The organism is Rhizobium sp. ZK1 (genome assembly GCF_047782645.1).
In the GTDB taxonomy this organism is placed as follows: domain Bacteria; phylum Pseudomonadota; class Alphaproteobacteria; order Rhizobiales; family Rhizobiaceae; genus Rhizobium.
The window spans coordinates 2194515-2208069 of record NZ_CP180587.1 but is presented as its reverse complement, the minus strand read 5'-3'; the positions used below and the strand labels follow the sequence as shown (position 1 = coordinate 2208069).

The 13555-nt window shown below is 59.7% G+C and carries 16 protein-coding genes and 1 pseudogene; 12 read left to right on the top strand and 5 right to left on the bottom strand.

Translation table 11 applies throughout. The annotated features are described in order from the left end of the window. Nucleotides 1–25 precede the first annotated feature (25 nt). The 5 genes from blh to ACK9YZ_RS32890 are packed head-to-tail and all read left to right on the top strand — an operon-like array spanning nt 26 to nt 3276. The gene (gene blh / locus ACK9YZ_RS32910) at nt 26–1324 is read left to right on the top strand and encodes a bifunctional sulfur transferase/dioxygenase Blh (protein ID WP_416067607.1); all 1299 of its coding nucleotides are present in this window, start codon (nt 26–28) and stop codon (nt 1322–1324) included. Next, on the top strand, nt 1315–1662 hold the full coding sequence (bigR, locus tag ACK9YZ_RS32905) for a sulfite-sensing transcriptional repressor BigR (RefSeq protein ID WP_416067606.1): 348 nt from the start codon (nt 1315–1317) through the stop codon (nt 1660–1662). Before blh ends, bigR begins: the two co-directional genes overlap by 10 nt. Beyond that, the gene (locus tag ACK9YZ_RS32900; RefSeq protein ID WP_416067605.1) at nt 1659–2069 is read left to right on the top strand and encodes a YeeE/YedE family protein; all 411 of its coding nucleotides are present in this window, start codon (nt 1659–1661) and stop codon (nt 2067–2069) included. Before bigR ends, ACK9YZ_RS32900 begins: the two co-directional genes overlap by 4 nt. Further along, nucleotides 2066–2497: a DUF6691 family protein gene (locus ACK9YZ_RS32895; RefSeq protein WP_416067604.1), complete on the top strand. Its 432-nt coding sequence runs from the start codon at nt 2066–2068 to the stop codon at nt 2495–2497. The genes ACK9YZ_RS32900 and ACK9YZ_RS32895 overlap by 4 nt, the downstream gene beginning before the upstream one ends. Beyond that, nucleotides 2494–3276, top strand: a complete 783-nt coding sequence (locus ACK9YZ_RS32890; protein ID WP_416067603.1) for a sulfite exporter TauE/SafE family protein — start codon at nt 2494–2496, stop codon at nt 3274–3276. The genes ACK9YZ_RS32895 and ACK9YZ_RS32890 overlap by 4 nt, the downstream gene beginning before the upstream one ends. Before the next feature lie 69 nt (nt 3277–3345). Here the strand turns inward: ACK9YZ_RS32890 and ACK9YZ_RS32885 are convergent, their stop codons facing one another. Both ACK9YZ_RS32885 and ACK9YZ_RS32880 read right to left on the bottom strand, forming a co-directional pair. Next, a complete protein-coding gene (locus ACK9YZ_RS32885; RefSeq protein WP_416067602.1) occupies nt 3346–3993 on the bottom strand; it encodes a BON domain-containing protein in 648 nt (215 codons plus the stop codon). A 229-nt stretch (nt 3994–4222) separates the two neighbouring features. Beyond that, nucleotides 4223–4594: a hypothetical protein gene (locus tag ACK9YZ_RS32880; protein WP_416067601.1), complete on the bottom strand. Its 372-nt coding sequence runs from the start codon at nt 4592–4594 to the stop codon at nt 4223–4225. A gap of 229 nt (nt 4595–4823) precedes the next feature. Here ACK9YZ_RS32880 and ACK9YZ_RS32875 point away from each other — a divergent pair, with 229 nt between their 5' ends. Further along, nucleotides 4824–4976 (top strand): hypothetical protein, encoded by a 153-nt coding sequence (locus tag ACK9YZ_RS32875; RefSeq protein ID WP_416067600.1) that lies wholly within the window; start codon nt 4824–4826, stop codon nt 4974–4976. 43 nt (nt 4977–5019) lie between these two features. On the opposite strand, the gene ACK9YZ_RS32870 is transcribed toward ACK9YZ_RS32875, so the two are convergent. Then, nucleotides 5020–6243, bottom strand: a complete 1224-nt coding sequence (locus tag ACK9YZ_RS32870) for a trypsin-like peptidase domain-containing protein (RefSeq protein WP_416068480.1) — start codon at nt 6241–6243, stop codon at nt 5020–5022. Nucleotides 6244–6512: 269 nt separating this feature from the next. On the opposite strand from ACK9YZ_RS32870, the pseudogene ACK9YZ_RS32865 reads away from it, so the two are divergent. The 4 genes and pseudogenes from ACK9YZ_RS32865 to ACK9YZ_RS32850 form a co-directional block, all read left to right on the top strand. Further along, nucleotides 6513–6956, top strand: a pseudogene (locus ACK9YZ_RS32865) (phosphate acyltransferase); the annotation flags it as partial. A 265-nt stretch (nt 6957–7221) separates the two neighbouring features. Then, nucleotides 7222–7920 (top strand): CBS domain-containing protein, encoded by a 699-nt coding sequence (locus tag ACK9YZ_RS32860; protein WP_416067599.1) that lies wholly within the window; start codon nt 7222–7224, stop codon nt 7918–7920. Nucleotides 7921–8022: 102 nt separating this feature from the next. Continuing rightward, entirely contained in the window at nt 8023–8463 is a 441-nt protein-coding gene (locus ACK9YZ_RS32855; protein ID WP_416067598.1) for a DUF2267 domain-containing protein, read from the top strand. Between the two features lie 95 nt (nt 8464–8558). Beyond that, nucleotides 8559–8831, top strand: coding sequence for a DUF982 domain-containing protein (locus ACK9YZ_RS32850; RefSeq protein ID WP_216759563.1), 273 nt, complete (start codon nt 8559–8561; stop codon nt 8829–8831). 114 nt (nt 8832–8945) lie between these two features. Here the strand turns inward: ACK9YZ_RS32850 and ACK9YZ_RS32845 are convergent, their stop codons facing one another. Continuing rightward, nucleotides 8946–9818 (bottom strand): hypothetical protein, encoded by an 873-nt coding sequence (locus tag ACK9YZ_RS32845; protein ID WP_416067597.1) that lies wholly within the window; start codon nt 9816–9818, stop codon nt 8946–8948. Between the two features lie 305 nt (nt 9819–10123). Here ACK9YZ_RS32845 and ACK9YZ_RS32840 point away from each other — a divergent pair, with 305 nt between their 5' ends. Further along, a complete protein-coding gene (locus ACK9YZ_RS32840; RefSeq protein WP_416067596.1) occupies nt 10124–11605 on the top strand; it encodes a ribose-phosphate diphosphokinase in 1482 nt (493 codons plus the stop codon). Between the two features lie 32 nt (nt 11606–11637). Beyond that, nucleotides 11638–12540, top strand: a complete 903-nt coding sequence (locus ACK9YZ_RS32835) for a helix-hairpin-helix domain-containing protein (protein ID WP_416067595.1) — start codon at nt 11638–11640, stop codon at nt 12538–12540. A gap of 8 nt (nt 12541–12548) precedes the next feature. Here the strand turns inward: ACK9YZ_RS32835 and ACK9YZ_RS32830 are convergent, their stop codons facing one another. Beyond that, nucleotides 12549–13370: a universal stress protein gene (locus tag ACK9YZ_RS32830; protein WP_416067594.1), complete on the bottom strand. Its 822-nt coding sequence runs from the start codon at nt 13368–13370 to the stop codon at nt 12549–12551. Nucleotides 13371–13555: the final 185 nt, after the last annotated feature.

Below are 13555 nucleotides of genomic sequence, written 5' to 3'. Positions count from 1 at the left end.
AATAAAATCTAGCACGGAGTTGGCAATGCCTGTCACCGCAATATCCGAGAAACTGTCGGTCTCGCCGCAGCCGAGCATCGAGACCATCCAGTCGCTTTACGACAGAGGCTTTAGGACACTGATCAACAACCGGCCGGATGATGAAGATTCTGCCCAGCCGGGAACGCAGGGCGAAAGCCAGGAAGCAAAGCACTGCAAACTGTCCTATGCATTCATTCCGGTCACACTTGGCACAATCACCGAGGCGGACGTCCGTGCGTTTCAGCGCGCAGTCGACGAATCCGAAGGGCCGGTGTTCGCCCATTGCAAGACCGGCACCCGATCACTCAGCCTCTACCTGATCGGTGAGGTTCTTGACGGCCGGATGTCTGCAGACGCGGTGGTCGAGTTCGGACACGTCCGGGGCTTCGACACAAGCGGCGCCGCAGCCTGGCTTAAGACACATGCCGCGCGCCGACCGCAGGTGAAGGGCTTTTTCGACAAGCGCACCTGGAGCGTCCAGTACGTGGTGTCCGATCCGGCGACCGGCAAGTGCGCCATCGTGGATCCGGTCCTGGACTTCGATGAGAAGGCGGGCGCGACAGCGACCACCAATGCCGACGCAATCCTCGAATACGTCCGCAGCCGGGGGCTGACCGTCGAGTGGATCCTAGATACCCATCCGCATGCCGACCACTTCTCGGCCGCCCAGTATCTTAAGGAGAAGACCGGGGCTCCGACAGCCATCGGCGAGCGCGTCGTCGACGTCCAGAAGTTGTGGAAAGGCATCTACAACTGGCCGGAACTTGCGACCGACGGCTCGCAATGGGACCGTTTGTTTGCCCACGGTGAAACCTTCAAGGTCGGCTCGATCGATGCCAAGGTGCTGTTCTCGCCCGGACATACGCTCGCCTCCATCACCTATCTGATCGGCGACGCAGGCTTCGTGCACGACACGCTCTTCATGCCCGACAGCGGCACGGCGCGCGCCGACTTCCCCGGGGGCGATGCCCGCATTTTATGGAACTCGATCCAGGGGATCCTCACCCTCCCCGACGAGACGCGGATCTTCACGGGCCACGACTATCAGCCAAGGGGCCGCGCACCCCGTTGGGAAAGCACGGTGGCCGACCAGAAGAAGTCCAACCCGCATCTTGCCGGCGTGACGGAGGAAGAATTCGTGGCACTCAGGACGAAGCGGGACAAGACGCTGCCAATGCCGAAGCTCATCCTGCATGCCCTGCAGGTGAACATCCGCGGCGGGCGCCTGCCGGAGCCTGAAGCCAACGGCAAGCGCTACCTCAAATTTCCACTCGATGCATTGGAGGGAGCAGCATGGGAATGACGTCCGATCTGAAGGCGATGATGAAGGCGAGGCTTGCCCGCACCGAAATGGCCAGCCAGGCCGGCGAAGTTGCAGATCTATTGAAGACCCTGTCCCATCCGGCCCGCCTGATGATCGTCTGCACGCTCATCGAAGGCGAGTATTCGGTCGGCGAACTTGAAGAGAAACTCGACGTGCACCAGCCGCATCTGTCGCAGCACCTGACTGTGCTGCGTGGCTCCGGCATCGTCGAAACGCGGCGGGAAGGAAAGCAGATCTTCTACCGCCTGACCGAGGCAAAGGCTGTCCGGCTGGTCGCCGCCCTCTATGACATCTTCTGCGTGAAGGAAGAAGAATGAACGCCTATCTCCCATCCCTGGCCGGCGGCATGCTGATCGGCGCGTCCGCTACCATGCTTCTTCTTCTCAACGGCCGGATCGCCGGGATCAGCGCGATTGTCGGGCGTCTCGCTCAGGGCGTCGGAGTGACCACCAATCTTGCCTTCGTGCTTGGGCTGCTGCTCGGGCCGATTGCCTACCTGCTCGTCTTCGGCGATCGGCCAGTGGTCGACATCACCGCAGGCTGGCCGCTCATCATCGTCGCGGGGCTGCTCGTCGGCTTCGGCTCGCGGATGGGCTCCGGCTGCACGAGCGGGCACGGCGTGCTTGGCCTCGCCCGCTTGTCGCCGCGCTCCATGGTGGCCGTCGCTACTTTCCTGACGGCCGGCATGGTCGCCGTCGCAGTTTTGCGGAGCCTTGGAATATGAACAGCAACATCTACCGGTTCGCGGCCGCTCTCGTCTCCGGCGTCGTCTTCGGATTGGGCCTGTCGCTCTCCGGCATGCTGAACCCGGCTCGCATCCAAGGCTTCCTCGACGTCTTCGGCGCATGGGATCCGAGCCTCGCCTTCGTTCTTGGCGGCGCTGTCGCCATTGCCTTCGTTGGCGTGCAGGTGATGAACCGGATACGACATCCTGCCTTCGACGACAGCTTCCATGTCCCAACGAGCCGGCGGGTCGACGCGCCGCTGGTCGTCGGCTCGGCCTTGTTTGGCCTCGGCTGGGGGATCGGCGGCTTCTGTCCCGGCCCGGCCGTCGCCTCCCTGTCGCTCGGTATTCCGCAAACCGTCCTGTTCGTCATCGCCATGCTGGTCGGGATGACCTTGTACGACAGAGTATGGAGCAGACGGGCATGAGCACCTCCATCCTCGCGGCAGTCGGCTCCGGCGGGATCGTCGGGTTCATGCTCGGCCTACTCGGCGGCGGAGGCTCCATTCTGGCCACTCCGCTGCTCCTCTACGTCGTTGGTGTGAGCCAGCCTCATATCGCAATCGGAACGGGCGCGCTTGCGGTCTCGGTGAACGCGTTCGCGAACTTTGCAAGCCACGCGATCAAGGGGCACGTCTGGTGGCGCTGCGCAGCCGTCTTCTCGGCACTTGGCGTTCTCGGAGCGCTCGCCGGATCCAGCCTCGGCAAGGCGATGGACGGAGGTCGTCTGATCTTCCTGTTCGCAGTCCTGATGGTCGTCGTCGGCGCCTTGATGCTCAAGCCCCGCAAGGCGGTGACGGCGGAGTGCCGGCCGGTCGACCTCAAGATGTGCCTCGCGACTGCGGCCGTGGCACTCGCCGCCGGCGCTGCATCCGGTTTCTTCGGAATCGGCGGCGGCTTCCTGATCGTTCCCGGCCTGATGCTGGCGACAGGCATGCCGATGATCAACGCGATCGGGACATCTCTGCTCTCCGTCGGTGCGTTCGGACTGGCGACGGCGTTGAATTATGCCAGTTCAGGATTGGTGGATTGGTGGCTTGCCGCGGAGTTCATCGGGGGCGGCATCACCGGCGGTTTGCTCGGCATGCTGGTCGCCACACGACTAAGTGGCTACAAGAACATCCTCAACCGCCTGTTCGCGGTGCTGATCTTCGTAGTCGCCGCGTACATCTTCTATCGCAACTGGGGAACGCTGATGAACGGCTGAGTGGGCGCCGACGTCGGAGTGGCGGCGCTTGGCGTGGCATTCCGACGGGAGCCAACGTCCCGAGGCCGATCATGCGATCGTCAGGCGGTCTTCCAGCGTGCTGATACCCGGTGCCGACCAAGCGGCACGCTCAGCCGCGCGGCGTTGGGACCAGGTGGCGACCTTGCCGGACAAGATGACCTTTCGGCCCTGGACATCGACGCTAATATGGTTGGATTCGATTTCCGCGTCCCGTTCGAAGGCATCCTCGATGCGTTTCTTTATGTCTATAGCGCTCAGTTGCGGCTTGATTTCGATGAGATTGGAGACGCCGACAACACCGGCAAGGCTCTTCACGGAGGCGTAGGCCGCGTCCTTTTGATACTGCCACTCAACTTTGCCGGTGAGCGTGATCCAGCCCTTGAAAACCCTCACCTGGACGGTGTCCTTCGGCACACACACGTCCCAATCGAGCATCTTGACGGCTCTGGCGGCGATGTCATCGTCGTCAGTCGCGGCCGCGCCAAATATCCGCACCTCGATTTCCTGCGCGATCCCCCTGACGCCCTTGACCCGGCTAACGACCCGCTCGGCCGCTTCCCTCTCGGCATAGTTCGCAACATGGCCTGTCAGCGTAACGATGCCCTTCTCGACGATCACGCCGATTTCGGCCGCGTTGACTCTGGGATCAAACTCCAGTTCATCCAGAATATGCTGACGGAGTGAAAGATCGTTCATAACACCCTCCTTGGAATGGTCGACGCCATATACTGCCATAGGCGGAGCCGGCATCATTGACCCTTGTCAAGATTGGCAGGACCAATAGCGCAACGCGGTCAGGAGGGTTGCTCGCCGGCATGACCGGCGAAAAAACACTCCGCCCGAGCCAGAAAACGGTGCGCATGAGACGATACCCGTGACTGAAGCGAGCGCTGAACAGGCACTCAGTGCCGCTCATGGAAGAGCATCAGGATACCGTTTTTGCTCCAATGTCATCGGCGACATCATCGGCGAGCTTCCGAGCCAAGCGAGCGCCTTCCGCTTCCATGCTCGAAGCGACAGCAGCCATCTTCGCGAACGCGCGCGGATAGTCCGCAAAAGCGCTCTGGAAATAGTCCGCCAGTACATCGAATGAATCGTTCAACTCGATACTCTCGACCAAGTCGCGCAGGCAGGTGTCGAACAGCTTCGTTCGATGCTGCAGGAAGCCCATGAGCTCGGCCTGACAGCGCAGGCCGATCCTGCATGACAGGACGAAAAGTCTCGCTTGTACGACAAGAGGATTTGCCGCGAGAGGGGTGTCCATTTGTGCAGAAAGTGGAAAGGCGGTTTTAAACATCGACAATCCTCCAAAACAAGGTTGGCACGGAAGGCCAAAGATCCGAAATCTCGGTCAATCGAGATTCCTGTCGAGGGCCGAGCCAGCGTGGCGTTGCACCTGCGAATATATCCGCACATTCACGCGCCACTTTGATCCGCCGCAATGAAATGCGGCAATACTTTGTGGAACTATCCTTTCGAAGATGAAAGGGAGCGGAACAATGCTGAGGTTTTTTGCAGCAGGGGTTATGATCGCGACGGCCGTTCTAATTGGCTATGCCGGTGCAACGAAACCGGCTGGACAAAAGCAAGCCAGCGCCGACAGCCAGACCGACAAGAAGCCTCCGAAGGCGGGTTATCCGAACCTTTTCATTCCGCCGACAAAAGGCAACGGCTTTTGACCAGTAGTCTCGACCTGACAAATCCCTGGATGATTTGGGCGGTTTATCTGATCACGATGAAGCGCGTGTGTCCGTCCCTGTAAATTCCAAGCAGTAGAACATCCTTCGCGCGCCGGGTGAGTTCGACGACGGCTTGCGGTGATTTTGCCGGCGTGCGGTCGACGCTGACGATGACGTCTCCGGCTTCGAGGCCGGCAATTGAGGCCCGGCTGCGATCGCTCATTGATTTCACCAACGCCCCTTCAACCTTGCCATAAGCATCCGAAGCTTGATCGAGAACCTGCAGGGTGACGAGGGAAAGAAGGCCGTCGCCTTCCATGGTCAAGGGAAGCGGAGCTGGAGGGGGTTCGCTTTCGGCGGCAAGCGTGGCGCGCAGATCGAATTTCCCCTCTCGCCGAAAGACGGAAACGGTCACCGTGGCGCCGGGTGGATAGGAGGCGACCTTCGTCCGCAACTCGCGCGCTGTATGAACGGGAGTACCGTCGATCCCGACGATGACGTCGGCGACCCGGACACCTGCCCGGCTCGCGGGCGAACCCGGGACAACCTCGCCGACGAGAGCCCCGGTTGACGTCCTGATGGCAAGCGCCTGTTCGAAGTCACGATCATTGTCCTGAACTGCAACGCCGAGCTGCCCACGGCGAACTTCCCCATAGGTAACCAGTTGTTTGACGACACCGCGGGCAATGTTGACCGGGATGGAGAAGCCGACGCCGACATTCGTGTCGGATGGTCCCATGATCGCCGTGTTGATACCAACCAGTTCGCCGTCGAGGTTGACCAAAGCCCCGCCCGAGTTTCCCGGGTTCATGGAGGCGTCGGTTTGAATGAAATCCTCATAGCCTTCAAGACCGAATCCCCCGCGCCCGAGAGCGCCGACGATTCCAAGGGTGGCAGTCTCTCCCAGGCCAAATGGATTACCGATCGCCACGACATAGTCACCGACATGCAGCGCGCCGGAATCGCCGAGTGCCATTGCCGTCAAACCCGAGGCCCTGATCCTTACGACGGCAAGATCCGTTTGAGGATCGCTGCCGACAAGTTCGCCATCATAGGTGTCGGCGGTGAAAAGCCGGATGGTAATCTTCGTGGCATTTGCAACGACATGATAGTTCGTCAGAACAAAGCCTTGCCCGGCGTCGATAATGACGCCCGAGCCGGTCGTCTGCGTTGGATCGGACGTCCCGTCCTCCTCTAACGCGCTGTCGGCACCGACGGACGCTTGGACATTGATGGATACCACGCTTGGAAGGACGCGCTCGAGCATCGGCGCCAAGGAGGGCTGGCCCTGGGCGAACGCTGCAGTGCCGCATCCCCAGGCGAGAAATACGGCGACCTGCAGGAGTCTGAGAAGGACTGTTCCATAAACCTTAGGCGCATAGCGACTATTATTCGGACAATGACTTGCATGCGCCGGCATAACTGGTCCTCCCCAGCAACTTTCCTTGCAGCTTCGCCGAGAATAAGAGTCGATCCGACATCGCGACATTGACCAAGCGCAATCTCGATTATCCTTCGTTGCAAGAAAGTGGAGCATCTGCCGTCAATCTCCTGCGCTCGCTCGGCATCGGGAAACCGCGTGTTGCCGTGCTTGCGGCGGTCGAAACGGTCAATAGCAATATGCAGGCGACGCTGGACGCCGCTGCGCTGACTGTGATGGCGGCACGCGGCCAGATCAATGGTGCGGTCGTCGATGGCCCCCTCGCTTTCGACAATGCGATCAGCGCCGAAGCCGGCCGGGCAAAATCTATCGACTATGCAGTGGCCGGTCAGGCAGACATCTTCCTCCTACCGGATCTGGAGGTCGGCAATATGCTGGCCAAGCAGCTCATCTATTTCGCCGGGACCCATGCCGCCGGCCCGGTGCTTGGTGCTCGTATTCCCATCATCGTGACCAGCCGAGCCGATCCGCTCAAAGTGCGCACCGCTTCAGCGGCCTTGGCTAAACTCCTGGCCGCCGCCATATCAGACAGTCCTTGAAGCAGGATCAGCGATGGCGCAGCCTCGCTTCTTCCACCCTTATCGCAAACGTGCGAATGAAGACCCTTCTTTGGTTGGAAGGCAAGACAGAGGCTGACTTGGATCCTCCGGGCTGGCATCCGTAACCGGAGCTTGCCTTGGCCGTTTGGCCTGCGGGTCTCAGCAAGCGGGCGCCAGACCTGTTTGGGTGCTCGTTGATCAAGGTCAATGAACTTGCCGCTCATCATTTTAGTCTGTGTCTGTACAGGAGGCAAAAATGTCGACAGTGCAGACCATCATGACGCCAAACCCCGTGACGATCGGCGCGGAGGCGCGGATCTGGGAGGCGGCAAACTTGATGCTTGACCATGGCATCAGTGGTCTGCCCGTGACGGACGAGGCCGGACAGCTGGCCGGCGTCATCAGCGAAAGCGACTTCTTGCTGCGTGGAGAACTGCACACAGATCCGGCAAAAAGCTTCTGGCAACGGTTGTTTTCCACACGCGGCGCCCTGGCGGAAGACTATTCCAAGGCGTTCGGGCGAAAGGTCGGAGAGGTCATGTCCTCTCCGGCTGTCACCATCGGGGCTGAGGAGGCGGTCGGCGCCGCAGCTCTTCTCATGGTCGAGCGCAACATCAAGCGCCTGCCCGTCGTTGCGGACGACAAGGTCGTCGGCGTCCTGACGCGATCCGACATCATGCGCTCGATGATCAAGGAGATGGCCGCACGTTCGGTCGAGAGAATCGATGCGGATATCCGCCGCGCCCTGGAGGGCGAGCTCGATCATCAGCGGTGGGGCGACAACATTACGGTACACGTGAAGGAAGCCATTGTCACACTCGAGGGGAAGGTCCTCGACTTAAGGGAGAAAACTGCGGCGCGCGTGGCGGCAGAAAATACACTGGGCGTGATCCAAGTCATCGACAATCTGCAGGTGGTTGTGCTGCCTGACATGCCTGTCCCGCCGCCTGGCTTCTACCCTTGAACCGAGAAGCTCTGGCAATCGGTCTTTCGGGTGGCGAGCTGGAGAGCCCACTCCGGAAGGGATCGCAGGTTTCCGCAAACCTGGTTATCGAAGGAGATGGAAATGAGTGACACGCAAGTCGCAGCATTGGACCATACGGTCCAGCTCACAAATCTATGGCTGAAAAAGCTTGTGGATCAACACCGTTTCAGCGACCGGCACGAAGCATACAACGCTTTGAGAGCCGTCCTCCACGCGTTGCGCGACCAACTGACGGTAGAGCAGGCGGTTCATCTGTCGGCACAACTGCCGATGCTGGTGCGCGGGATCTATTTCGAAAATTGGCACATCGGCGCTGAAAGGAAGCGCATGCGAAGTATCGACGACTTCACGCAGCAGGTAGCAAACCACCTTCCGCCACAGTTTCCACGCGACCCCAAAGCGACCAGCAGGGCTGTATTCGATCTCCTGTCACAGGAGATCGACCCGGGTCTGTCGGAAAAGTTGATCGACGAATTACCCGAGGTCCTGCGCCCCCTTTGGCTGTCCGTTATAGAGCGGTAATTGCCCATCACGAGAAACGACAAGCCGCGGTCACACAGGCTTGAAGAGGGATTATCAGTTTTAAGGATGTTGAGCACGCAGAGGAGGAGAAGAAGATGTCAGTCCCTAACGAGCTCGTCGAACCCTGGCATGAGCCGGTATATGTGCAGGTCGAGGCGCGAGGGCCGCAGATCATTCACAATCCGGCCGAAGCACTCGAGTTTCTCGCAAACGATTGGGTCGGATCGCGTCGAAAGCACTCATTCGCGCGGGAAATCTGTTCGGCTGCCGTGCGAAATCAAATTTCCAGCGACACCGCGCGCGAGGCGTTCTTGCAAGCAGTTCTCGATGCCAAAATAAACACCCGCGCCCCAGACAGTCAGCAGTAAATTCCGGAGAGCCGCTTCGCCCGCCTCGAGAAGCCTTCTGGCAAGCATTATGCGTCAAAAGCGATCCTGGCCGGCACGCGCCCCCGACGGTCGCTAGACGACGGCGCTCCAAATTCAACGCGCCATTTTCGAGCCCACGCTGAAACCTGAATACAAAGCGGCCTGCGCCAAGCTAACATACCTGTCCGTCTTCTGCTCCCATACGCTCGTTTCCTTTGCGCTGCCGTCAATCAGATGAGAATAGCTCATGCGTGCCCGCAGCGTTGCTCGAAAGGCCACGTAGAAGAACCACAGACTGTCGGGAATTTGATCGGCGAGCGCATGTTGCAGAAGACCTCTTATAGTCTCGCCTGTATCTCCCGCGCCTGAAAAGGCGCATTCCATCGCAAGAAAAGCAACCTCATCGAAGGGATCGATGAAGCGAAGTCGAGGATTGAACTCCAGGCAATCAAAAATCACGAGCGGGTCGCAGAAACATATGTGCTCGGGGCGCAGGTCGCCATGTCCCTCCACATAATGTCCACTCTCGATCCGTTGGACGATCGCATTCTGTACAGCATAAAAGGCGCAATCGAGGTCATTCAACACATGCGCGATTGCTCGATGATCGACGTCGAAACCCTCATGTCTCAACGTCTCCCTGGTGATGTCCTTCTGGCACTCGAGCGTGCGAAGATGGTCGAAAGGATCGATCGCTGGCCGAGCGCCCGTTCGATAGAAGTCGGCTAGCCGATCCACGAGCCTTGTCATATGCCCCGACGGGACGGCCCCGGTCTCAAGAAGCCGGTCAAGCATCAGCTTGTCTGGAAGGCGACGCATTTCCACCAGCCACTCGACCGCCTTGCCGCTTCCATCGAGACAGAGCGATCCATCCGCCTGCAATGTTACTGGTAGCACCGAGAGATATGTGTCCGGCGCCAGGCGCCGGTTGAGGCGCGCCTCCTCACGACAATTGACCTCGCGTGCGGCGAGCGTCGAAAAGTTCATGAAAGGACCCGTTACCGGCTTCTTCAGCTTGTAAACCCTGTCATCATGCAAGAAGACGAAGGACATATGGGTTTCGCGAACGGTGACCGGAAAGTCCGGCTTGCCGTAGGTGGACGGTTCGCTCAGAAAGCTGACAATCTCGTTCAGGGTCGCCAAAGAAAACTCCTCAAGCAAGTATCGAACAATCTTAATCGAAAGAGCGTCTTCTCCGGTTGATGTCGGTCAATCCGCTTTCCCGTTTTGACTTCGATCATGGCAGTGGCGCTGGGCCAGCTTATTCTCTCTGGTGTTTAGAGGAGGGTGCCATGACCATGTTCGCGAAAGTCGATAAGCGTCTGACGCGTCTGTTCCGTCGTCTTGATAGTGCTCTTACGTCCACCGACGAACACGTCAATCTGCTTCATCAGGCCTGGCTCGACCGACGAGGTCAGAAAATAGCGCCAGATCCGGAGCCTTTCCTGTCGCCGTCGTCCGAAGCCCCCGGTGGTGGCCTCGTCTTGCGCGCGGAACCGGACAATCGCTATCGGTTGGTCTCGGGACTGGCAGCGGCAAAGGATCTTCTCGGCTCATGTCCGGGCGAAGGACATCTAGAGAAGGCAGCGGACAAACGAGGGGCCGTGCGTCTTCGAAGCCTGATGCGCTTCGTCGAGCAGACCGGAGAGCCTATCATCGGATGTTTTACGACGCGACCTGCGCCAAACACGTTCATCGATGCGGAGCTTTACGTTGCCCCATTGTCTAGCGATGGAAGGACGATAGACGCGTTCCTGGCTGCGGCAAACATGCGGCAGGTCGTAACGCAAGCACGACGTTTCGTGCCGCACTGGCGCCGCCCCCACCCCCTTCTCTTTGCTCTTGAGGGCAGCAGGGTTTTCGGCGAGCGCCTGGCAGCAGAGCTCGAGCTTCCCATCTCTCCACTCGAAGAGCGGTCCTTTGAGGACGGCGAGAAGAAATGCCGCCCCTTGGCGGATGTTTGCGGCCGCGATGTTTTCGTGGTGTCGGGCCTGGGGCGCGACGCAAGCGAGAGCGTGCACGACAGGCTTCTAAAGCTGTTATTCTTCATCGCAACGCTAAAGACCAACGGCGCGGCACGCGTCACTGCCATTGCTCCCTACCTCCCATACATGCGCAAGGATCGGCAAACGAAAGCGCAGGATCCCCTATCCGCCGCCTATGTGGCCCGGTTCTTCGAGACGGCGGGCACCGACTGCCTGATCACAATGGAGACCCACAATCTGGCGGCCTTCCAGAATGCCTTTCGCTGTCGAGCAATTAACCTTGTGGCCTACGAAGCCTTCGCCAGCCACTTTGCCGAACGCATCCTAGACCAGGGCGTCACCGTCGTTTCCCCCGATCTTGGTGGAGCAAAACGCGCCGAGATGTTTCGGGAAAGACTGGAAACCAGGCTGCGTCGCCCGGTGGGCCTTGCATTCATGGAAAAGCAGCGCAGCCAAGGGATAGTAAGCGGAGACCTCTTTGCCGGTGATGTCGACGACAGGTTTGTCATCATTCTGGATGACCTGATCAGCTCGGGCACGACGATGCTTCGTGCAGCAAAAGCCTGCGCCGAGCGCGGAGCTAGGGAAATCCATCTCTGCGCCACACACGCCGTCTTTTCGAAACCCGCCGCAGCCGACCTCAGCGCCGCGTTCATAGACGGAATCGTCGTCAGCGACACTATCGCTCTTGCCGAGCCCTATCGCTCGGACCGGCGGGTTGCGGTCATCCCTGTGGCCCACCTTTTCGCCGAAGCAGCCGCCCGAGCTTATGAGGCTGGCGCCGAGTGACCCCGGCCACGATACACGTTGGAGATACCGACATGGACGTTTCGGAAGCCCCTGCCCTCAAGGCGTCGACAGGCAGCGTGTCGGCTTCGGCCGGCCTGTCGTTGGACGTCAATCGACAAGTCGCCGGGAGGCTGCGCGAATATTCCGGTCTTCTTCGCCAGCAAGGCGAAAGCGGTTTTCGCTCTCGTGCCTACAATCGGGCTGCCGACGTGATCGGGGCGCTCGAACGCCCCGTTGACGAGATCTTTTCGCGCAAGGGCCGTGAAGGATTGATCGAGCTTCCAGCCGTTGGACCGGGGATTGCGAGCGCGTTGACGGAAATATTGACGAGTGGGCGCTGGAGCCAACTCGACAGGCTGCGCGGAGACTCTGCTCCCGAAGCCATATTCCGCACCATACCAGGAATCGGACCAGCGCTTGCCAGACGCCTGGTCGACCAGGCCGGAATTGAAACCCTCGAGGATCTGGAGCACGCGCTTCACATCGGCGGGCTTACGGTTGCAGGCATTGGCAAACGCCGAAAGGATCTGATCGCTGCGGTTCTGGCGGAGCGGCTGGGGCGACGGCCGGCCGTCGCGATAGCCGAAAGCCCGCCTCCCGCCGTGTCATTGCTTCTTGAGATCGACCGCATCTATCGCAGCATGGCCGGAGCAGGAAAGCTCCCAAGAATCACCCCGCGACGTTTCAATCCGATGAAAGTGGCATGGCTTCCCGTTCTGCATATCCGCAGGCATGGTTATCATTTCACGGCTCTCTTTTCCAACAGCCGCCTGGCGCATGAATTGGGCCGAACGAAAGACTGGGTGATCATCCATTACCATCGTGACGGTGAGCAGGAGGGACGATGCACGATCACGACAGCAAGCCACGGCCCGTTGGCGGGACAGCGGGTGGTTCGAGGCCGGGAAGACGAACAGCGCCCAGTCGTGGCATGAAAGCCTGATCATGCAGATATGAAGATCGGACGTTTCCGCCGCTCCAGCATAGAGCGGGTCACGCCGCCAAAGATGCGCTCGCGCAGACGCGAATGGCCGTAGGCGCCCATGACGAGGAGGTCGGACTGCATCTGATCTGCGTGGGCATCCAGCGCTTCGGCCACGGTAAGTCCATTGCTACCCACGCAATCCACGACGATATCTATTCCGTGATGAGACAGGTAGGATTGCAGCTTGGCGGTGACTTCTCGCTCACTGCCTGAGGAATCGACCATAACCGCCCTTACCGATCGTGCCCGCTTCAAGAGCGGCACGCTCGCCTTGACCGCGGCGGAGGCTGCCGGCGCATCCGTCCATGCAATCAGGACAGTATTCTCCTCCCATTTGTCCGCAGCAGTCGGATTGACGATGACAGGAACATGAGCGTGGAACAATAAGCCGTCGAGCACGGCATCCCGGATCACGGGATCAGCAAGAATGTCGTTTCCGATGACCGCGACATCGCTTAACTGTGCCTGCTCGCCAACGACATTATCGATACGGACGATCTCCGTGTAGGCGCATTCCACGTCATTGGAGATCCCCTTCCGGGTAAGTGTGGCCTCGAGATCTTGGACGCGGTCTAAAAGGCGGGATCGATTCTTCTGGTTTTCCGCCTGCCAAGGTGCGGACACGAACTCCAGGTTAACGCCCACGGGCGGCGGCTCGGCTGCCTCGACAAGCAAAAGGGAAAGATGACCCTTTTCGAAGCGAGCAAGTATCACAGCCGCGTCCAGCTCTGCCTCGGTGACATCCTCTTTGACGATGTTCAGGATGTTGGCGAACGTCATTGCCGATCCTCCGTTAGGATCTGCGAAGGATGGAGCCGCTGTCCACTTCGAACCTTGACCTTAGTCAAACCGGACTGGATTTGATGCCGGCGACAGGTTCGTCATAAGCAGTCGATCGAGATGAATGCGGCCGGATTTCTCGAGAGGGGATGCTGGCGCGTAGGGGTTGACCTGCGTCAATGTTG

What these genes read in the sequence shown, in the direction of transcription:
- blh (WP_416067607.1), top strand. Translation starts at nt 26, where the DNA reads ATGCCTGTCACCGCAATATCCGAGAAACTGTCGGTCTCGCCGCAGCCG.
- bigR (WP_416067606.1), top strand. Translation starts at nt 1,315, where the DNA reads ATGGGAATGACGTCCGATCTGAAGGCGATGATGAAGGCGAGGCTTGCC.
- ACK9YZ_RS32900 (WP_416067605.1), top strand. Translation starts at nt 1,659, where the DNA reads ATGAACGCCTATCTCCCATCCCTGGCCGGCGGCATGCTGATCGGCGCG.
- ACK9YZ_RS32895 (WP_416067604.1), top strand. Translation starts at nt 2,066, where the DNA reads ATGAACAGCAACATCTACCGGTTCGCGGCCGCTCTCGTCTCCGGCGTC.
- ACK9YZ_RS32890 (WP_416067603.1), top strand. Translation starts at nt 2,494, where the DNA reads ATGAGCACCTCCATCCTCGCGGCAGTCGGCTCCGGCGGGATCGTCGGG.
- ACK9YZ_RS32885 (WP_416067602.1), bottom strand. Translation starts at nt 3,993, where the DNA reads ATGAACGATCTTTCACTCCGTCAGCATATTCTGGATGAACTGGAGTTT.
- ACK9YZ_RS32880 (WP_416067601.1), bottom strand. Translation starts at nt 4,594, where the DNA reads ATGTTTAAAACCGCCTTTCCACTTTCTGCACAAATGGACACCCCTCTC.
- ACK9YZ_RS32875 (WP_416067600.1), top strand. Translation starts at nt 4,824, where the DNA reads ATGATCGCGACGGCCGTTCTAATTGGCTATGCCGGTGCAACGAAACCG.
- ACK9YZ_RS32870 (WP_416068480.1), bottom strand. Translation starts at nt 6,243, where the DNA reads ATGCTCGAGCGCGTCCTTCCAAGCGTGGTATCCATCAATGTCCAAGCG.
- ACK9YZ_RS32855 (WP_416067598.1), top strand. Translation starts at nt 8,023, where the DNA reads ATGAGTGACACGCAAGTCGCAGCATTGGACCATACGGTCCAGCTCACA.
- ACK9YZ_RS32850 (WP_216759563.1), top strand. Translation starts at nt 8,559, where the DNA reads ATGTCAGTCCCTAACGAGCTCGTCGAACCCTGGCATGAGCCGGTATAT.
- ACK9YZ_RS32845 (WP_416067597.1), bottom strand. Translation starts at nt 9,818, where the DNA reads ATGAACTTTTCGACGCTCGCCGCACGCGAGGTCAATTGTCGTGAGGAG.
- ACK9YZ_RS32840 (WP_416067596.1), top strand. Translation starts at nt 10,124, where the DNA reads ATGACCATGTTCGCGAAAGTCGATAAGCGTCTGACGCGTCTGTTCCGT.
- ACK9YZ_RS32835 (WP_416067595.1), top strand. Translation starts at nt 11,638, where the DNA reads ATGGACGTTTCGGAAGCCCCTGCCCTCAAGGCGTCGACAGGCAGCGTG.
- ACK9YZ_RS32830 (WP_416067594.1), bottom strand. Translation starts at nt 13,370, where the DNA reads ATGACGTTCGCCAACATCCTGAACATCGTCAAAGAGGATGTCACCGAG.